The following is a 17,070-nucleotide window of genomic DNA, read 5'->3' on the forward strand; positions in this document are numbered from 1 at the left end:
CCCCGTGGCATGGCGCGCATTATAGGGCGTTTTGAAACTCGTGCAAGGGGTTATTTAATAAAAACATAGCTTTTTAGCTTGTTCGCTGATTAATTGCACAAAACGGCAAAAAAGCAGGCAATATTGATTACTTTTCTCTTGCTTTGACCACTATCGCAGCCTTAAGCCGGTTTTTACCGTAACTGAACGCTTTCATAAACACGGCATGCTCGACCGGAATATATTGACGCTCAGCAGAAGATAGCCAGGGAATGTCTTCAGTGTCGGGGTCGTTAATATAAACAAAATGCTCATCCACCGCACAAACCACAACCCAATGTGGTGCCTTGCTCTTATCGAATTGCCACGTACTAATTAACACAACCAATAAAGCATCTTCTGCAAGTAGTTGCTTAATCTGACTGATGCTCAGTTCGGAAAGGTGTAAAGGAATACCACTTTGCTCAACCTTCAAACGATATGAATCGTGTACACGCTGTAACACAGCTTTTTTTACTTCACTACGCACGGTGTCAGTAAATAGTGGACCATCTTTATTGAGGTAAATCTCAACCTGAAAACCACGATGGTGCGCAGCTAAAGCTAGACCTCTTGGACCACAACCGCCATGACCTGATGTCATAAAGATAGTAGTTGCCTCACGCCAGATGTCGATTTCCAAAGAGGCAGGGTCAAACTGATTAGGTTTAAAGTAGTTAAATACCATCAGCAGGCAAGCTGGCCCACAGGTAAACGGCGTCGTTTGAGCTATATAAGGTACTTGCCGGCTAACAGACTCACTATCAAATTGAATAATCCGTTTTTGCATACAGATTGCATCAGAATTATCTTCATAAAAGTCATGTTTTACGGCGAATTCGTGATAGTTGAGTTTATGATACAAGCCAATAGCGGCTGCGTTATCAAAACGTACCTCTAACCTTAACAAAACGCAACGCCTTGCAGTTGCAGCATGTTCAGCCTGCAACATAAGATATTCTGCTAAGCCCTGCTTACGCAACAACGGGTCAACAGCAAGAGAATATAATCTTGCCAGGCTGGTACCTCTTCTATAAAGCAGCAAAAAGTAACCCGCTAGCTGACCGTCACGTTCAACCAACATTAAGTCGCTACGCTTTTCTGTGATAAAACGTTTAAAGCTGCGCAAACTTATGCGGTCTGTAGTAAAACACTTATGCTCTAAGGCAAATAATGCCGAAGCGTCAGCTAAGTTTGCATGTCTAATAGAAAACGAAGCCAGATTTACTGGAACTAATGCCATAACGGTACTCATGGTTGCCTTTGGCTGATTTTTAACTAAGTTTAGGATAACAACAGCTAAACAAATGAAAAGCCAACAAGAAATTTAACTTTTGTAGTGCAGATTTCTTTGCTGTCTTTTTTTGTCACACCACGACATGCTTTAGCAAAATTATAGGAGCAACAATGGCCAAGCTGATAATCGTCGTCGACAAAGCACAGGATTGGGCTCCATTTCATCAATATGACGGCGTAATGACTTTACCAGCATACTTGAAATGGTCCGCTAAGAACAAACAACGTACCCGAGTTATTAATTTATGTCGCCAAGCGCAATATCTAGGGAGTGGTTATTACTGCTCTTTGCTTGCTGAAGCAAGAGGCCATCATGTTGTACCCTCAGTACGAGCATTTAATAAATTTAACCGCCATGAAATCGCAGATATAGCCGAAGAGATTCCTGGCACCATTCTCACTCAACTAAATAAAGCCTTAATAGATGAAACCAATAGCCAGCTTACGTTCAATATTTACTTTGGTGAAACTGAACATAAAGCACTAAAAAAAGTGGCGGGCTATTTGTTTGAAGCATTTGCAGTACCTATACTGCGTGTAGAACTGCAAAAGAAATTGAACTGGCAGGTTAAAACGTTAAAAATTGGTAGCGTCCATAAGCTTAATGAGCAAGAACAAAACTTATTTGGTAATACCTTAGAGCGTTACAGCCATAAAATTTGGCGGGTTGAACCTACAAATCGAAAGTACAAATATGATTTAGCGGTATTAGTTGATCCAAAAGAAAAATTCCCACCCTGTACGCCAAAGTCACTTGAACTGTTTGCTAAAGCAGCTAAAAAAGCCGCAATGGATACTGAACAAATTGGTGCAAAAGACATTCATCGGTTGGCAGAATTCGACGGGCTATTTATTCGCGAGACTACCGGGGTGAATCATCACACCTTTCACATGGCATTGAAAGCAGAGCGCGAAGGGCTCGCAGTAATAGATGATCCTAATTCCATTCTACGCTGCGGTAATAAAGTCTATCTGCAAACCTTGTTTGAACAACATAATGTTCCCATGCCAGATGGTATTATGCTGTTTAAACAGGATGAGGATAATTTAGAGCGTGCTGCTGATACGTTAGGTTTACCTCTGGTACTTAAGATACCGGATGGCAGCTTTTCCCGCGGTGTAGTTAAAGTAAAAACCTTAACAGAACTGCGCTCACAACTTAGTGTGTTGTTTGAACAAAGTGCAATTATTTTGGCACAACGTTACACCTTTACCGAATATGACTGGCGTATAGGTGTGCTAAACGGTATGGCTATTTTTGCTTGTAAGTACTTTATGGCCCGCAACCATTGGCAAATATATAAACACGGTAAGGCAAAAACTGAAAGTGGTGGTTTTAGCACCTGCGCTATCAACGAGGTTCCCGCGCATGTTCTTGATGCAGCAATTCGTGCCTGCGCACCGATTGGCGATAGTTTATATGGTGTAGATATAAAGCAAGATGGCGACAATGTTTATGTTATAGAGGTAAATGACAACCCGAATATCGATGACGGCGTAGAAGATTTGTTTTTGGGTAACAAACTGTATGACATGCTGGTAGAAGACTTTATTCGCCGAATCGAACTAAAACGGTGAATCTAGGAAACAAAAAACCGGCCTAGGCCGGTTAATTTGGTGCAGATGGAGAGACTCGAACTCTCACGCCTTGTGGGCACAAACACCTGAAGCTTGCGTGTCTACCAATTCCACCACATCTGCGTTATGTTTTGTGCAGAACACCTAACATGGCGTGCAGTATAGCGACTTTGAAAAACCAGTCAACTGCGAAAATACACATTTTGACTGGTTTTATATCGTTCGAGCAAATACTAAGCATGTAGCCTAGTATTTGGCCTTTTTCAATAAACCAATTTCTTCTAACCGCTGCATTAGGTAGTCGTTAGAGTTAATTGGCTCAGGGTAACGATTAGGTCTTTCGTCGCTGATACAGCTTTCGAGCGTTTCAATAACATAATCCGGGTTTGGGTGCATGAAAAACGGAATAGAGTACCGTGGCTCACCAGCAGCAACGCCCGCAGGGTTTACTACGCGATGTGTTGTCGATGGCAGCACATGATTGGTCAGTCGTTGCAGCATATCGCCAATATTCACCACAATAGTGCCTTCAATTGTTGTGACTGGTAACCAACTGCCATCGCGACGCAAAATTTCCAAACCGGCTTCATTGGAACCAACCAATAATGTAATCAGGTTTATATCTTCATGCTGTCCAGCGCGAATCGACTGCGTAGAAGTATCTTTAATTGGTGGATAGTGAATGGGTCGTAAAATGGAGTTACCGTAATTCACTTTATCAGCGAAGTAACCTTGCTCTTGGCCAAGAAATAGCGCTAATGCTTCTAGCACGGTATTTCCCAGCTTTTCAAGTTCGGTAAACAACGCATAAGTTGCCTGCTTAAAACCTGCAACCTCGGTTGGCCAAACATTAGGATATAAACTTGGATGTGGCGCAGGCCCATCCAACTCCCGACCAACATGCCAGAACTCTTTAAGATCCGGATGATTTGAGTCTTTCGCTTTTTCAACACCAACGGCAGTATAACCGCGAGCACCGCCCTGACCAGGCTTGAAGTACTGCGCTTTTACTTCATTGGGTAAAGCAAAAAACTGCTTAATTGCTTTGTATGTATTATCTACCACTTCGTCAGGAATGCCATGGCCGCTAATGCCGCAGAATCCAAACTCAGTGTAGGCCTTGCCAATTTCGGCAACAAAGTTATCTTTGTCGGTGGCAAACCGTCTTATATCTAACGTTGGAACTTGCTGTGTCATATAAAAGACCTGTTTTTTAGCCTAAAGAAAAAAAGAACCCTGCTATAGCAGCGCTCATTAAGTTAGCTAATGTTGCCGCTAGCAAAGCTTTTAAACCCAGCTCAGCAATATCAGCCCGGCGACTTGGTGCCATACCGCCCAAACCACCTAATAAAATGGCAATAGAAGAAAAGTTGGCGAAGCCACACAACGCAATCGTAACGATTACCTGGGTATGCGCGCTTAACTGCTCTTTCACCTGCACAAAGTCGAGGTATGCGACAAATTCATTAATAACCAACTTCTGGCCAATAAAACTACCTGCCATACGCGCTTCATCCCAGGATACCCCCAAAATAAAAGCCAACGGTTGGAATACGTAACCAAAGATGACCTGTAGCGTTAAACCCTCATAACCAAACCAGCCCGCAATGCCACCAATGGCACCATTAACCAGTGCAATTAAACCAACAAAGGCCAGCAACATAGCGCCTACATTTAACGCCAACTGCATACCGCTTGAAGCACCGGCCGCAGCAGCATCAATCAGATTGGTATGCTCTGTTTCTGTTTTAATTTCATTTAACTCATTTTTGGGCTGTTCAGTTTCAGGCAAAATCATTTTCGCCATTAAGAAGCCACCAGGCGCTGCCATAAAACTTGCTGCAATTAAGTATTTTAACTCTATGCCTAAACCGGCATATCCTGCCAGAACTGAGCCGGCAACAGAGGCTAAACCGCCTACCATTACCGCAAAAAGCTCCGAGCGTGTCATCGTAGGAATAAAAGGGCGCACTATTAATGGCGCTTCAGTCTGACCAACAAAAATATTTGCCGCAGCAGACATAGACTCCGGACGGCTAGTTCCTAATAGTTTTTGCAAGCCGCCGCCGATAATACGAATAACCCACGTCATCACACCAATGTGATACAGCACGGCAATTAACGACGAGAAGAAAATGATAATTGTTAAAACGTGAATGGCAAAAATGAACCCCTGAGATTTTCGTCCAATATCACCAAAAAGGAACTCAATACCTGAAGTAGCGTAACTAATGATATCCGCAACAAAAGTTGAAATGCTGTATAGCACTTCTTGACCAACTGGCACATACAGAACAAAAGCTCCTATGGCTAACTGAATAGCAAAAGCGCCTCCTACAGTACGCCAGTTTATACGGCTGCGATTGGCTGAAGCGGCATAAGCCACAAGTAACAGGGCGAAAATGCCCACTAATCCCATCATACGTTATTCCCTGATTATTGTTATTCCGCCAGTAACTGGCGAATTTTTGCTTTTATTATATCGATCGCAATCTGGTTTTTACCGCCACGGGTCACCACCAAATCGGCATATTGCTTAGACGGGGCGATAAATTCAAAAAATGCCGGCCGTACCGAGTTTTCGTATTGTTCAGTTACAGAGCTAAGGCTTCGGCCTCGATCTTCTAAGTCACGTTTAATCCGCCGCAATAAGCATACATCCAGAGGGGTATCCATAAATACGGTGATATCAAACTGATCACGTAGCTTTTCATCGGTAAGCAATAAAATCCCTTCAACCAGAATCACTTTAGCCGGCTGTACGGTTATCGTTTCATCAATACGGGTATGTATTTTGTAGCTGTATTGAGGCATTTGTATGGCTTTACCACTGCGCAGCGCACGCAAATGTGTTGCCAGCAATTCATGTTCAAATGCTGCGGGGTGGTCATAATTGGTTAAAGTACGCTGCTCAAACGATAAATGGCTTTGATCGCGATAGTAAGCATCTTCAGACAAAATCGCAATTCTCTCACCACCTAACTCTGCAACCAACTCCTGGTAAACAGTTGAAGCAAAAAGGCTTTTACCTGATGCAGACGCGCCGGCAATGGCAATAATGGTATTTTTTCCCACTTCAACCTTCATTTTTATAAAATTAGCCGGCAATTATCGCTAAAAAAGGCTAATTAAGAAATAAAAAAATGCCCGCATATTGCGGGCATTTAATTTATGTTACAGGTTCAAGCATTAGAACTTGTATTCAATACCTACTGTCATGCGCCACAGTGAAGGCGTTGCTACACGGCCTTGTGGATTCTGATTAGTAAATTCGTTGAACACATATTGACCCTGTGCATTTACAGCTGCATCAACTACCGCTGCTGTTTGTGGGAACGTCGCTTCGTATAATACACCCCAATCATCATTTAAAAAGTTGGTTAGGTTATCAATAACAAAGAACGCCTTCACTTTATGACCGTTCATGAAACCAGGTAATTCTTGTTGAATGCGCAAGTCAACTTTAGTCCACCAATCGCTGTAAAACTCGTTACGACCTGCAATGCCACCAGAAAATTTATTTAAACCATGTTCATTTAAATAATTAAAGAAGCCTTCAGTATCAAACGCCGTGTAAACACCATCTCTGTCAGTTACACCACCCCAAACAACGTTTGGATCATCCATACCAGTTGGTACATACAATAGTTGACGCCCTGACGATGTATCTCCTGCGATTTCGCTATCAAAGGTATAGCTGTAAGGACGACCTTTGTTGTGAGAACCTAACAAGCTGAATGTTGTTGTGTACCCATCAACAAAATCGTGCTTATAACTTGCTCTGAATGTAAAGCGATGCGGCGTTTCATAATTTGATGTTGCTGGCATTGGATTGTTGAAGTCAGTACGTGCGTAGTTACCAAAGTTTGATCCAGCTACAGAGCTTGTCATTGGGTTTGAATCTTCAGCTTGAATATAAGCATATGCAAATGACATATTCAGACCAAAATCAAAATCTTTGCTAACAGAAGTGCTAAATGAAAACTGCTTAGCATCCGAGCTAGCATTGGTTAACATGTAATCACCTTCACGATTACCTTCGATACTTTTATATACCGGCCGGCCATCGAACAAAGTACCCGATTGAACTAGTGCCAAGTCACGTACGATAGATTGATTTTTAGACACGGTATACATCAGATCCGCCATAACCACATAACCTTCATCGAAGGTATAAGTAGCACCTAAAGCATACTTCCATTCTTCAGGTAACTTAAAGTTTGGATCTACAGCGTTAACCGCGCTATCACCAGTAGCATTTGTAACTTGGTCAAAGTAAGACTGTGGAATATCAAATAATGGGTTTCCAGCACCGCTTAATGGTACATCAAATAAATTGATGCCAGGTGAACGGTCAGTGATTTGAATTTGTGTAACACCATCACTTTGATAACCGTTTGCTAGCCATACATTGGGGTTACCACCCGAGTACAAACCAACACCACCGCGAATTTCCAGTTGATCACTGTAGTTCCAGTTAATACCTAAACGAGGTTGTATTAGACCCTCGCCATCAAAAGTTGCATCGTTAGCAAAACCATAACGCTCAACAAAGTTATCGTTTACGCGAGGTGTATCGCTACTGCTGTACCAGTCATAACGCAGACCGTAAGTAACAGTCAGGTCATAATCATAGATGTAGTATTCATCTTGTGCATATAACGTGTGAATTGCATAACCAAAGTTAGCCGCAGCATCACTAGGGTCGTTTGTGCCAGCACCACTTCCGTAATAAATTTCGTTAGGTGTACCTGCTTCAAAAGCATCAATTGAATAGAACCGGTACTCACCGATTGTATGCTGGACGAACAAGTTAAATACATTGTACTCTTCAAATTCGTAACCCGCATTGATCAAGTGATCACCTAAAGAATAGGTACCCGCAAGCTTCAGGAAAGTAGTGTCATAGTTTAATTTGTTTGACTGACGTGAATCGTCCACACCCATAAATACCGTTGAACGTGGGCTGCTACTTGCTCTTACCTGAACTTCGCCCATACCACCTGGGCCAATGTTAACTTGACGGTTATCTAACTCTGAGTAACCAAGACGTACTTCAGTAGAAAACTCATCAGTCCAGTCAGAAAACAATTGTGCAACGTATGACTCAAACTGGGCACCACGATCATAGTAGTGGTCTGAAAATTCATAGTTAAATGCTGCAGGGTCAGATTCTCTTACCGAGCCACCATCATTATAGTTGTAAGTAAATGCCGCGCGATGCGCATCATTTATATACCAATCTAACTTAACTAATAATTTTTCATCTTCAACAGGAGATGAACCAATAGGTGCGCCAACCTCGTATCCATAAACATCACGCGCAATTTGTGCTATACGATCTAAATTCGCCTGAGTTAAACCTTCAACTTGTGTACCAGCTGGCGTATCCTCAGGGCCACGCGTGAAGGTATCAGCGCCTTCATATTTTTCGTAAGCTGCAAACCAAAACAATTTATCTTGTACTAAAGCGCCACCCATATTCAGGCCAAAGCGCTTCTCACTGAAATCATCCTGAGGTACGTTTTCACCTTCTAATTTATCACCAACTAAAGATTGGTTTGAGTAATCATAGAAGAAAGAACCTTTAAATTCGTTCTCACCTGATTTTGTCACAGCGTTAATATTACAAGCAGTAAAACCGCCATATTTAACATCAAACGGCGCGAATTCTACAGAAACTTGTTGGAGCGCATCGTATGAAAATGGCATACGTTCGGTTGGGTAACCATTGTTATTCAAGCCGAAGTTGTCATTCATTTTAACGCCATCAACAGTCAAGCTGTTAAAGCGCGGGCTGGCACCGTTACATTGAATACCACGAGCAAAACCAGCATCAACATATATACGAGGGTCAGCAGCTACGATATCTGTAATATCACGATTAATTGAAGGTATGGTTTGCAAATCTTCCAAACCAAAATTAGCTACCGGGCTTTTACTGCCATAAGCAGAGTTAGTCATTAATGAGCCAGTAACTGCAATGCGTTCAATAGCTTCTTTTTGGATAACAACATTCAGGTTTTGAGTTTCACCTAAATTCAGAAAAACGTTATCTATAGTTTCGATGCGACCTTCAGGACCGACCACGCTTAATAAGTATGGACCACCAACTTGTAAACCGCGTGCAGAAAACGTACCTGAATCGTTAGTTGTTAACGTTCTAACTGTACCATTACGTTTATCAGTAACAGTAACAGTTGCATTAGAAACCGTAGTACCGGCTTCAGTAGTGACAACACCACGAACAGCTGATGAGGTTTCCTGTGCAAAAGCGATATTGCTAACGCCAAGTGCGAGCGTTACCGCTAAAGCTATATTTTTAATTTTCATATCGTATTTCACCTGGTAGTTGTAGGTATTTATCTAAATCCACTTGAAAACAAATGTTGCGTTCAATTTGGGAGATAATGGTAACGAAACCATATTACATTTTTCTTACGCCAATCCGATTTGTGGGAACTTTTTGTTCCTCTCATTGTCTTAGGCGATTGCCATACAAGTGTAACATAGCTGGTCAGAGTTGCGCACTATGTCGCTTAAAATTGACTAAAAAATGACTTTTACTGCATTTGCAGACATACGCTGGTTTTTGTCTGTTGCGGGCTTTATGCTATACACCCATATGGTTTATAAGTTCTCGATTAATGACTAAATTTTCCAATACACTTTTTCTTAGCTCTATACTCAGCCTTGGAGCCGCATCAGATATGAGTGCCACTGAAGTTACCTTTGCTACGTTTAACGTCAGTATGGAAGCACAAAACTATTTGCCTCAGGGTAAACTCGGTGATGGTACCGTGCTGCCGTCCTTGCTTCGAAATGACGAACAGCCACAAATTAAAAACATTGCGCACATTATTCAAATAGCGCAACCAGACGTGCTACTACTCAACGAGTTTGATTACATTGCAAACCCGGAGCATGGCATAAAAGCGTTTATTCGTAATTATCTGAATAAACGACAAGGTACCGCGCCAGCTATCGATTATCCCTATTTTTATTACAGTACAGTTAATACCGGCCAACCAAGCCCCTATGATCTGGACAATGACGGCCAAATAACCGGCATTGGCGCAGATGCCTGGGGCTTTGGATTTTATCCGGGGCAATATGGCATGGTACTGCTGTCTAAATACCCGATAGATAACGCTAAGGTGCGCACCTTCCAGCATTTTAAATGGAAAGATATGCCAGGCTTTATGCCGACTAAAAAAGCCGATGGCAGTGCTTGGTACAGTAGCGAGGCTTGGGCTGAATTTCCGTTATCATCGAAAAGCCATTGGGATGTGCCTTTAAATATTAACGGTAAAACGGTGCATGTATTGGTAAGCCACCCTACTCCACCGGTGTTTGACGGGCCTGAAAACCGCAATGGCATTCGCAATCACGATGAAATTCGTTTTTGGGTCGATTATCTTACCCCCGCTCACAGCGCATACATTTATGACGATAACGGCGTTAAAGGTGGCTTAGATAACACAGCACGTTTTGTGTTAATGGGGGATCAAAATTCATCTGTTGATGGAGAGGGCGATGCGATACATGCAGCGATTATAACGCTGTACAACCATCCCCGTATAAATAACAGCCAACCGCCTCAAAGCAAAGGCAGTGCCGAACACACCCCGGATAATCCCAACGCAGCACATCATACCGCCGGCTGGCGTATGCGGGCCGATTACGTGCTGCCGTCAAAAGCAGGCATCACGCTTAAAGACAGTGGTGTGTTCTGGCCGGTAAAAGCAGATCCTTTATACCCACTTGTGGGTTCGCGCGGTGCTAGCTCAGATCACCGGTTGGTGTGGGTAAAACTTGAACTCAGCGCTGATTAATCAGCACTGAGTCATCAAACTACATATCAGAATTTTAAGACTAAATTTTGCACATGTACCGTAACCTCTTCACGGTCATGGTACAAATGCTTTACCTGTAGCCGGTATTTAATGCCGGCCTCAAAGAGGCGTTGTTCAAGTTGCGCTAAAATTTCTGTTACTGTTTCATAGCGTTTTTTCATCGGCAACTTTAAATTAAACATGGCTTCCTGACACCAGCCGTTAATTAACCAATCGCCCATCCGCTCAGCAACCCGCTGTGGCTGCTCTATCATGTCGCAAACCACCCAGTACACATTTTTCTTTTGTGGTTCAAACTTAAAACCATCTACCGTTAAATGCTTAACCTGGCCGGTTTCCATTAGCGACTCTGCCATAGGGCCGTTATCAATGGCAGTAACCATCATACTGCGTTTAACCAGCTGATAAGTCCAGCCGCCGGGGCTCGAACCTAAATCTACCGCATTTAACCCGCCACCTAAGCGTTTATCCCATTCGTGTTTCGGAATAAACTGTAAAAAGGCTTCCTCCAACTTTAACGTACTGCGACTAGGGGCTTCGTTGGGGAATTTAAGCCGCATAATGCCGTTTTCCAGTGGGCTGTTATTCTCCGGATATGACAAACCGACATACCCCTGCTGGCCGGTCAGTAAAAATACATGCAGTACCGGGGCGCGCTTTTGCTCTTTTGCCAACATAACACCAGCCTGGCGCAGTGCCTGACGCAGCGGCACAGTAAGTTTGCGTGCCAGCGTCGACAGTGTTTTACCGTCATTGGTTTCCGGATACTCAACCCTTAACTCGCCGCAACCACTAAGCTCTGCAGCCAATACCGCCTCAATTACAGGCGCAATGCGGTCAGCTGGCGGCAGTTCCAGCAGTTCCGCCTGTAACAGACTCCACTGGCGGATAAAAATAAACTGCTCAAACGGAAAGTCACGATAAAACTGTGCAAGGCTGTCGGCATCATATGCTTCAAAGACCACAAAAGCGCTGTTGGCACTTAGCTTACAAAACCCGAACACATCGTACTGCCCGGCCTGGTGCTGAATTTCAGCCGCGCATTCTTTTTCAAAACCTGCACGACAGTATAATAATAATTGTTTCATGTTAACTCCGCTGCCAGGCTGTAACGGCAAATAGTAACCAGGCAGCTATAAGTAACTGACCGCCAATCGGAGCCAGTTGTGCATAATAAAACAGCAGGGAAAATACACCCGCCAGTATAGTCCAAACAAAACACCACAAACCAAGATGCCACAACAGGGCAACTAATTTAGTCAGTTTAGCGTCCCGGCGTTGTTGTCCTAGCGCCATTAACGCTAACGTATGAAATGCAAATATTGCTAAAGCACTAATAACCCGTGCCGTATTAATGTCACTCAAAGCTGCTTGCCAAAGATGCATGAGTACAGCACTAAGGCCAACAACGGCGGCACCATACAATGCAGTAATACTATTACTTAACGGCCAAAAGTATTTCATCAATCATCCTGCTACAAAATTGTGCCGTCTGCGCAATCAACTCGGCTTGTGTTAGCCCGGTTTTTACACTGGGTTTAAAATCATGATCACCATCATTTAGCCAATGCAGGGTTACGCCTGGCCATTGCTTATCTGCTAGCTCATCACTATTACCAAAAGCATCGCGCTCACCTTGCATAATAAATAACGGCCGCGGCAGTTGGTTAAAATGTTCAGTGCGCCAGCTTTGCTTCTTAGGCGGGTGAAATGGATAACCAAATGCAAATGCCGCCAAGATGTTTATATCTGCCGGTAGCATACTAGCAACGCGGCCCCCCATCGACTTTCCCGCCACAAATTTAGGCAACGATGTGTCGCAACAATCAATTGCTGCACAAAACTGCTGCAATAATTGCGGTATTTTGTCAGGTAAACTGCGTTTACCTGACAAAATAAAACGCTGCATGTAGGTAAAGTTAAAGCGCCATACCTCTATATTGTTCAACGTAAGCTGCTTGGCAAGCTGCTGCATAAATTCACTGTTTGCGCCTGCACCGGCACCATGTGAAAGTAGCAAGCAAGCTTTGGGCGCTAGCGCTTTATCAATAATAAACTCAGTCAAGGGCAACCGCATTTGTGAATTGCTGCTCGGCAAACGCTGCCTGCTCTGCCTCAACCATCGACATCATCCATTGTTTAAAGGCGGTGATCTTGCCAAGCTCTGTCTGGCTTTCCCGACAAACTAAGTAATAGGCATCTTTAGAAATCAGTACATGGTTAAACGGCACAATTAACCGCCCGGAGTTTATATCAGGCCTGGCCAGAACATTGTGGGCAAGCGCTACCCCCTGCCCATGAATAGCGGCTTGTAACACCATCGATGAGTGGCTGAAAATAGGCCCTTGATTAACATTAAAATGCTTAAAGTTTTGCGTGGTAAACCACGCTTTCCAGGCACGACGAGAACCATCGTGCAGCAAATTGTGATATTGCAAGTCTGTCGGCTCAGCCAATGGCTTACTGCTGTTTAATAATAGCGGTGAGCAAACAGGTAACAGATATTCTGTGTGCAGTTTATCCGCATGTAAATTTCGCCAGGTGCCGCGCCCGTAATAAATTGCCACATCAACATCATCGGTAAGCGAACCTTCATCCAGATCTACTGCTTTTATCCGTACATCAATGTCAGGATGCTGTTCACTAAATTGGTTTAACCTTGGGACTAACCATTGAATAGCAAAACTAGGCTGTAAACTTACAGTAAGTGATCCTTTAGCACCGCGTGCCAACAGCTTTTCTGTAGATTCATGCAGCTGTAAAAATATTTCTTTAATATCAAGGAAGTAACTCTGCCCTTCTTCCGTTAACAGTAAAGAGCGGTTTTTACGCATAAATAGTTTTAGCCCAAGATGATCTTCCAGCGCTTTTATTTGATGACTAATTGCGGCTTGAGTGACATACATCTCTTCCGCCGCCTTAGTAAAACTTAAATGCCGGGCGGCAGTTTCAAACGCTTTTAAGGCATTTAACGGGGGCAAACGACGCGCCATAACATCTCATTAGTTATTAAATTTTCTAATCCGAATTATAGCGCTGGTAAAGCTGGTTAGCTAGTAAAGTAACTATATCAGCTTACTTTTCTACTGGTTTGTAACCTTCTATCTCAACGTCTTCACCCTTAAACAGAAAGGCTTCCATCTGAGTTTCTAAAAACTGCCGGTGTTCAGAATTCATCATATTAAGTTTTTTTTCATTAATCAGCATAATCTGTTTTGCCTGCCAAAGGGCGAAAGCTTCTTTACTAATACTATTGAAAATTTTCTTACCCAAATCACCAGGGTACAGTTGAAAATCCAAACCGGGGGCGTCTTTCTTTAAGTACTCACAAAATATAGTACGGCTCATACTGAATTGTCCTTATGCATTGGGGCTGTGCGAATGAGTTGTTGAAACAGGTGTTTTGCCGGCGCCGACAAGCCAACCTCAGGAATGCGGTCTATTGTAAACCAAGTTGCTGCCGATTGCTCCTGTACTGCTAGGGGCATCGTTTTCAGTGATAGCCAAAGAGGTTGGATCCATAAATGAAAATGGCTAAACGTATGGCGAAAACCGGCAAGCTCTTCTTTTGTATTGATAGCTAACGCGTGTTGCTGAATAAGCTGATGAATATAGCTTTCTCGTTCATCTGATGTATTAAATTCAATAAAACCATACAAGCCACCCCATAAACCAACAGCGGGACGTTGCACTAATTGCACTTTATTATCATATTGCAATAACAACCAAAAACTCTGTTTTTCAGGTAAAGCCTTTTTAGCTTTTTTGCCTGGGTACAGGGTTTGATCACCTTGCAGTGCGGCCTTACATCGAAGTTTAAGCGGGCACTCCACACAGTTTGGTTTGCTGCGACTACACAAACTTGCACCCAAATCCATCATCGCCTGATTAAACTCGGCTACGGTTTTGTCAGGCGTTAATTGCTCTGCTAGTTGCCATAACTGTTGCTCTACTGCTTTTTCTCCCGGCCAACCGTCAATTGCAGCAAACCTGGCTAACACACGCTTACAATTACCATCCAGAATTGGGTAATGCTGCCCCAAAGCCAATGACAATACGGCACCGGCTGTCGAGCGCCCTATACCCGGCAATGCCAAAACCTGGTCAAAACTGCTTGGAAACTCGCCGTTGTGTTGCGCCACTATCGTTTGAGCCGCTTTGTGTAAATTTCGGGCCCTGGCGTAATAGCCAAGACCTGTCCACATATGCAACACTTCATCCAGCGGCGCTTGGGCTAATGCATTGATATTAGGAAAACGACTCATAAAGCGCTCAAAATACGGAATAACCGTTGCAACCTGCGTCTGCTGTAACATAACTTCACTAAGCCAGGTTTTATAAGCACTTTTATCCAGCTGCCATGGTAATGTTTTACGGCCATGCTGCTGATACCAGCTAACCAACTGATTTGAAAACCAAACTGCATCTTTCTGCTGCAACATAACGGCCCCAAAATTAAACAATGCGCGCAGTATAAGCAGCACAGAATTGCTTGCCAACTACAAACGCAGTTGAGCAATGCGGCTAATACAAGGATAATACGCATCATAAACGAATATCGGAGCAACTGATGACTGACGGTACCGAGCAGCAAGGCGAACAAGCTGAGAACAATAATACTTATATGCGAAAAATACGCTCCTTTGTACTGCGTGAAGGCAGGTTAACTAAAGGGCAGCAACATGCGCTTGACACTTACTGGCAAGACTATGGTTTAACATATCAAGCTAACCCTCTGGCGCTGGATAGCGTATTTGGCCGCAGTAATGAAAAAGTGTTGGAAATTGGTTTCGGCATGGGTAAATCGCTGGTCGAAATGGCCAAAGCAGCCCCCGAGAAAGATTTCATCGGTATAGAAGTACATAGGCCTGGTGTAGGCGCTTGCCTGTCTGACGCAGTTAACCAGCAGGTCAAAAACCTGAAAGTGTTTGAACACGATGCAGTTGAAATCTTAGAGCATACAATTGCAGACAATAGCCTTGATACCGTGCAGTTGTTTTTCCCTGATCCATGGCACAAAAAACGCCACCATAAAAGACGCATTGTACAAGCTGAATTTGTGCAGCTTTTGCGCCGAAAACTTAAGCCTGGCGGCGTATTTCATATGGCCACAGACTGGGAAAATTATGCAGAACATATGCTGGAAGTTATGCAAGGTGCTAGCGGTTTTGCCAATATGTCTGCTGATAATAGTTATGTCGCGCGGCCAGAGCATCGACCATTAACGAAATTCGAACAACGTGGCCAACGTTTGGGCCATGGTGTGTGGGATCTGATGTTTATAAAGGAAAGCTAAATGCTAGCAACAGCCAGTCAACTGGTATTACGTAACATCAAGGATCTGCGCAGCAAGGTATTAATCGTCGAGCCTATGGCTGATAGCCTGGCAGCTGAAATACTGCATGTTGCGCCTGAACTCACGCTAAGTTGCTACAGCACGGACGCCGCCGTAGCAGCGTGTTGGTTGCACCCTGGCGTAACATTGCATACTGAAGTAAGCCCTAACTTTACTACCGCATTTGACACAGTGGTTATTTTTTATCCTAAAAGTAAAGAGCAGCTTGCCTTTACCCTTGCGCAGCTAAAATCTGTTATTTCCAGCAGTACCGACGTATTTGTCACAGGTGATAACAAAGGCGGCATTAAGAGCCTAAGCAGCCATGCGCAAAAACTGGGCTTAAACGCCAACAAACTGGACAATGCCAAGCATTGCTTATGGTTTTCGCTGCATGGCGACTTTCAGCAATTAACTGCGACTAAAGCGTTAAGTTTTACCATTAACGCCGCAGGCGAAACGTTAACACTGTATTCTTTACCGGGCGTGTTTAATCATGGCAAGTTAGATGTTGGTACGGCATTGCTACTGGATAACTTGCCAAACATCACCGAAGGCAAAGTATTAGATTTTGCCTGTGGTTGCGGTGTTATAGGCGCCGTTCTTAAACGCAAACATCCTAAAATTGAGCTATTTAGCTCTGACATTAGCAGTCTGGCCGTTAGCGCCACGCAAATGACACTCGCTGCAAATAACCTTAGCGCACAGGTAATAGCAGCAGATGGTTTACCGGACAATCCCAAACAATTTGATTGTATTATTAGTAATCCACCATTTCACACCGGGATTAAAACTGACTACAGTATTGTAGAAACTTTTATTGCACAAAGTGCTGTTCGTTTGAGTAACAACGGTAGCCTTACCATTGTCGCCAATAGTCATTTAGCGTACATGGAGTTGTTACAGCAATCCTTTAAACAGGTTAGTATTAAAGCTAAAGCAAACGGCTTCATTATTTACCGGGCGAGCCAAAAAAACTAAGGAAAC

Annotated in this window: 15 protein-coding genes and 1 tRNA gene; 4 read left to right on the forward strand and 12 right to left on the reverse strand. The window is 43.5% G+C overall.

The genetic code is table 11. The features are described from left to right. Positions 1-127 precede the first annotated feature (127 nt). Entirely contained in the window at positions 128-1,261 is a 1,134-nt protein-coding gene (locus tag ORJ00_RS13645; RefSeq protein WP_305977421.1) for a peptidase C39 family protein, read from the reverse strand. 164 nt (positions 1,262-1,425) lie between these two features. Here ORJ00_RS13645 and ORJ00_RS13650 point away from each other — a divergent pair, with 164 nt between their 5' ends. After that, positions 1,426-2,892 carry a RimK family ATP-grasp domain-containing protein gene (locus tag ORJ00_RS13650; protein ID WP_306127105.1) on the forward strand — a complete coding sequence of 489 codons (1,467 nt, stop codon included), beginning with the start codon at positions 1,426-1,428 and terminating at the stop codon, positions 2,890-2,892. Between the two features lie 37 nt (positions 2,893-2,929). Here ORJ00_RS13650 and ORJ00_RS13655 read toward each other — a convergent pair. The 5 genes from ORJ00_RS13655 to ORJ00_RS13675 all read right to left on the reverse strand — a co-directional run bounded on the left by ORJ00_RS13655 (position 2,930) and on the right by ORJ00_RS13675 (position 9,225). Beyond that, positions 2,930-3,015: transfer RNA gene (locus tag ORJ00_RS13655), tRNA-Leu, on the reverse strand. A 123-nt stretch (positions 3,016-3,138) separates the two neighbouring features. Then, complete coding sequence (locus ORJ00_RS13660; protein ID WP_306127106.1) at positions 3,139-4,089, reverse strand: isopenicillin N synthase family dioxygenase; 951 nt, start codon at positions 4,087-4,089, stop codon at positions 3,139-3,141. 16 nt (positions 4,090-4,105) lie between these two features. Further along, the gene (locus ORJ00_RS13665) at positions 4,106-5,314 is read right to left on the reverse strand and encodes a NupC/NupG family nucleoside CNT transporter (RefSeq protein ID WP_027671539.1); all 1,209 of its coding nucleotides are present in this window, start codon (positions 5,312-5,314) and stop codon (positions 4,106-4,108) included. A gap of 20 nt (positions 5,315-5,334) precedes the next feature. Then, on the reverse strand, positions 5,335-5,979 hold the full coding sequence (gene udk, locus ORJ00_RS13670; RefSeq protein WP_205623220.1) for a uridine kinase: 645 nt from the start codon (positions 5,977-5,979) through the stop codon (positions 5,335-5,337). Positions 5,980-6,081: 102 nt separating this feature from the next. Beyond that, on the reverse strand, positions 6,082-9,225 hold the full coding sequence (locus ORJ00_RS13675; RefSeq protein ID WP_306127107.1) for a TonB-dependent receptor: 3,144 nt from the start codon (positions 9,223-9,225) through the stop codon (positions 6,082-6,084). Between the two features lie 377 nt (positions 9,226-9,602). Here ORJ00_RS13675 and ORJ00_RS13680 point away from each other — a divergent pair, with 377 nt between their 5' ends. Then, positions 9,603-10,727, forward strand: a complete 1,125-nt coding sequence (locus ORJ00_RS13680; protein ID WP_306140118.1) for an endonuclease/exonuclease/phosphatase family protein — start codon at positions 9,603-9,605, stop codon at positions 10,725-10,727. 26 nt (positions 10,728-10,753) lie between these two features. Here the strand turns inward: ORJ00_RS13680 and rlmM are convergent, their stop codons facing one another. The 6 genes from rlmM to mutY form a co-directional block, all read right to left on the reverse strand. Further along, the gene (gene rlmM, locus ORJ00_RS13685; RefSeq protein ID WP_305976927.1) at positions 10,754-11,836 is read right to left on the reverse strand and encodes a 23S rRNA (cytidine(2498)-2'-O)-methyltransferase RlmM; all 1,083 of its coding nucleotides are present in this window, start codon (positions 11,834-11,836) and stop codon (positions 10,754-10,756) included. A gap of 1 nt (position 11,837) precedes the next feature. Then, entirely contained in the window at positions 11,838-12,212 is a 375-nt protein-coding gene (locus ORJ00_RS13690) for a DUF423 domain-containing protein (RefSeq protein ID WP_306140119.1), read from the reverse strand. Beyond that, entirely contained in the window at positions 12,187-12,825 is a 639-nt protein-coding gene (locus tag ORJ00_RS13695; RefSeq protein WP_306127110.1) for an alpha/beta family hydrolase, read from the reverse strand. The genes ORJ00_RS13690 and ORJ00_RS13695 overlap by 26 nt, the downstream gene beginning before the upstream one ends. After that, complete coding sequence (locus ORJ00_RS13700; RefSeq protein ID WP_027671532.1) at positions 12,806-13,741, reverse strand: transcriptional regulator GcvA; 936 nt, start codon at positions 13,739-13,741, stop codon at positions 12,806-12,808. Before ORJ00_RS13700 ends, ORJ00_RS13695 begins: the two co-directional genes overlap by 20 nt. Before the next feature lie 82 nt (positions 13,742-13,823). Continuing rightward, positions 13,824-14,096: an oxidative damage protection protein gene (locus tag ORJ00_RS13705; RefSeq protein WP_027671531.1), complete on the reverse strand. Its 273-nt coding sequence runs from the start codon at positions 14,094-14,096 to the stop codon at positions 13,824-13,826. After that, the gene (gene mutY, locus ORJ00_RS13710) at positions 14,093-15,190 is read right to left on the reverse strand and encodes an A/G-specific adenine glycosylase (protein WP_306127111.1); all 1,098 of its coding nucleotides are present in this window, start codon (positions 15,188-15,190) and stop codon (positions 14,093-14,095) included. Before mutY ends, ORJ00_RS13705 begins: the two co-directional genes overlap by 4 nt. A gap of 128 nt (positions 15,191-15,318) precedes the next feature. Between mutY and trmB the strand changes: the two genes are divergently transcribed. Together trmB and ORJ00_RS13720 are read left to right on the forward strand one after the other, a co-directional pair. Further along, entirely contained in the window at positions 15,319-16,044 is a 726-nt protein-coding gene (gene trmB / locus ORJ00_RS13715) for a tRNA (guanosine(46)-N7)-methyltransferase TrmB (protein ID WP_306140120.1), read from the forward strand. Continuing rightward, positions 16,045-17,064 carry a methyltransferase gene (locus tag ORJ00_RS13720; protein ID WP_305976924.1) on the forward strand — a complete coding sequence of 340 codons (1,020 nt, stop codon included), beginning with the start codon at positions 16,045-16,047 and terminating at the stop codon, positions 17,062-17,064. The last annotated feature ends 6 nt before the right edge of the window (positions 17,065-17,070 follow it).

The organism is Rheinheimera baltica, from assembly GCF_030731985.1.
GTDB classification, from domain to species: Bacteria; Pseudomonadota; Gammaproteobacteria; order Enterobacterales; family Alteromonadaceae; genus Alishewanella; species Alishewanella baltica.

Bases quoted from the DNA above. Each gene is read 5' to 3' on its own strand.
- ORJ00_RS13645 (WP_305977421.1), bottom strand. From the start codon at position 1,261: ATGGCATTAGTTCCAGTAAATCTGGCTTCGTTTTCTATTAGACATGCA.
- ORJ00_RS13650 (WP_306127105.1), top strand. From the start codon at position 1,426: ATGGCCAAGCTGATAATCGTCGTCGACAAAGCACAGGATTGGGCTCCA.
- ORJ00_RS13660 (WP_306127106.1), bottom strand. From the start codon at position 4,089: ATGACACAGCAAGTTCCAACGTTAGATATAAGACGGTTTGCCACCGAC.
- ORJ00_RS13665 (WP_027671539.1), bottom strand. From the start codon at position 5,314: ATGATGGGATTAGTGGGCATTTTCGCCCTGTTACTTGTGGCTTATGCC.
- udk (WP_205623220.1), bottom strand. From the start codon at position 5,979: ATGAAGGTTGAAGTGGGAAAAAATACCATTATTGCCATTGCCGGCGCG.
- ORJ00_RS13675 (WP_306127107.1), bottom strand. From the start codon at position 9,225: ATGAAAATTAAAAATATAGCTTTAGCGGTAACGCTCGCACTTGGCGTT.
- ORJ00_RS13680 (WP_306140118.1), top strand. From the start codon at position 9,603: ATGAGTGCCACTGAAGTTACCTTTGCTACGTTTAACGTCAGTATGGAA.
- rlmM (WP_305976927.1), bottom strand. From the start codon at position 11,836: ATGAAACAATTATTATTATACTGTCGTGCAGGTTTTGAAAAAGAATGC.
- ORJ00_RS13690 (WP_306140119.1), bottom strand. From the start codon at position 12,212: ATGAAATACTTTTGGCCGTTAAGTAATAGTATTACTGCATTGTATGGT.
- ORJ00_RS13695 (WP_306127110.1), bottom strand. From the start codon at position 12,825: ATGCGGTTGCCCTTGACTGAGTTTATTATTGATAAAGCGCTAGCGCCC.
- ORJ00_RS13700 (WP_027671532.1), bottom strand. From the start codon at position 13,741: ATGGCGCGTCGTTTGCCCCCGTTAAATGCCTTAAAAGCGTTTGAAACT.
- ORJ00_RS13705 (WP_027671531.1), bottom strand. From the start codon at position 14,096: ATGAGCCGTACTATATTTTGTGAGTACTTAAAGAAAGACGCCCCCGGT.
- mutY (WP_306127111.1), bottom strand. From the start codon at position 15,190: ATGTTGCAGCAGAAAGATGCAGTTTGGTTTTCAAATCAGTTGGTTAGC.
- trmB (WP_306140120.1), top strand. From the start codon at position 15,319: ATGACTGACGGTACCGAGCAGCAAGGCGAACAAGCTGAGAACAATAAT.
- ORJ00_RS13720 (WP_305976924.1), top strand. From the start codon at position 16,045: ATGCTAGCAACAGCCAGTCAACTGGTATTACGTAACATCAAGGATCTG.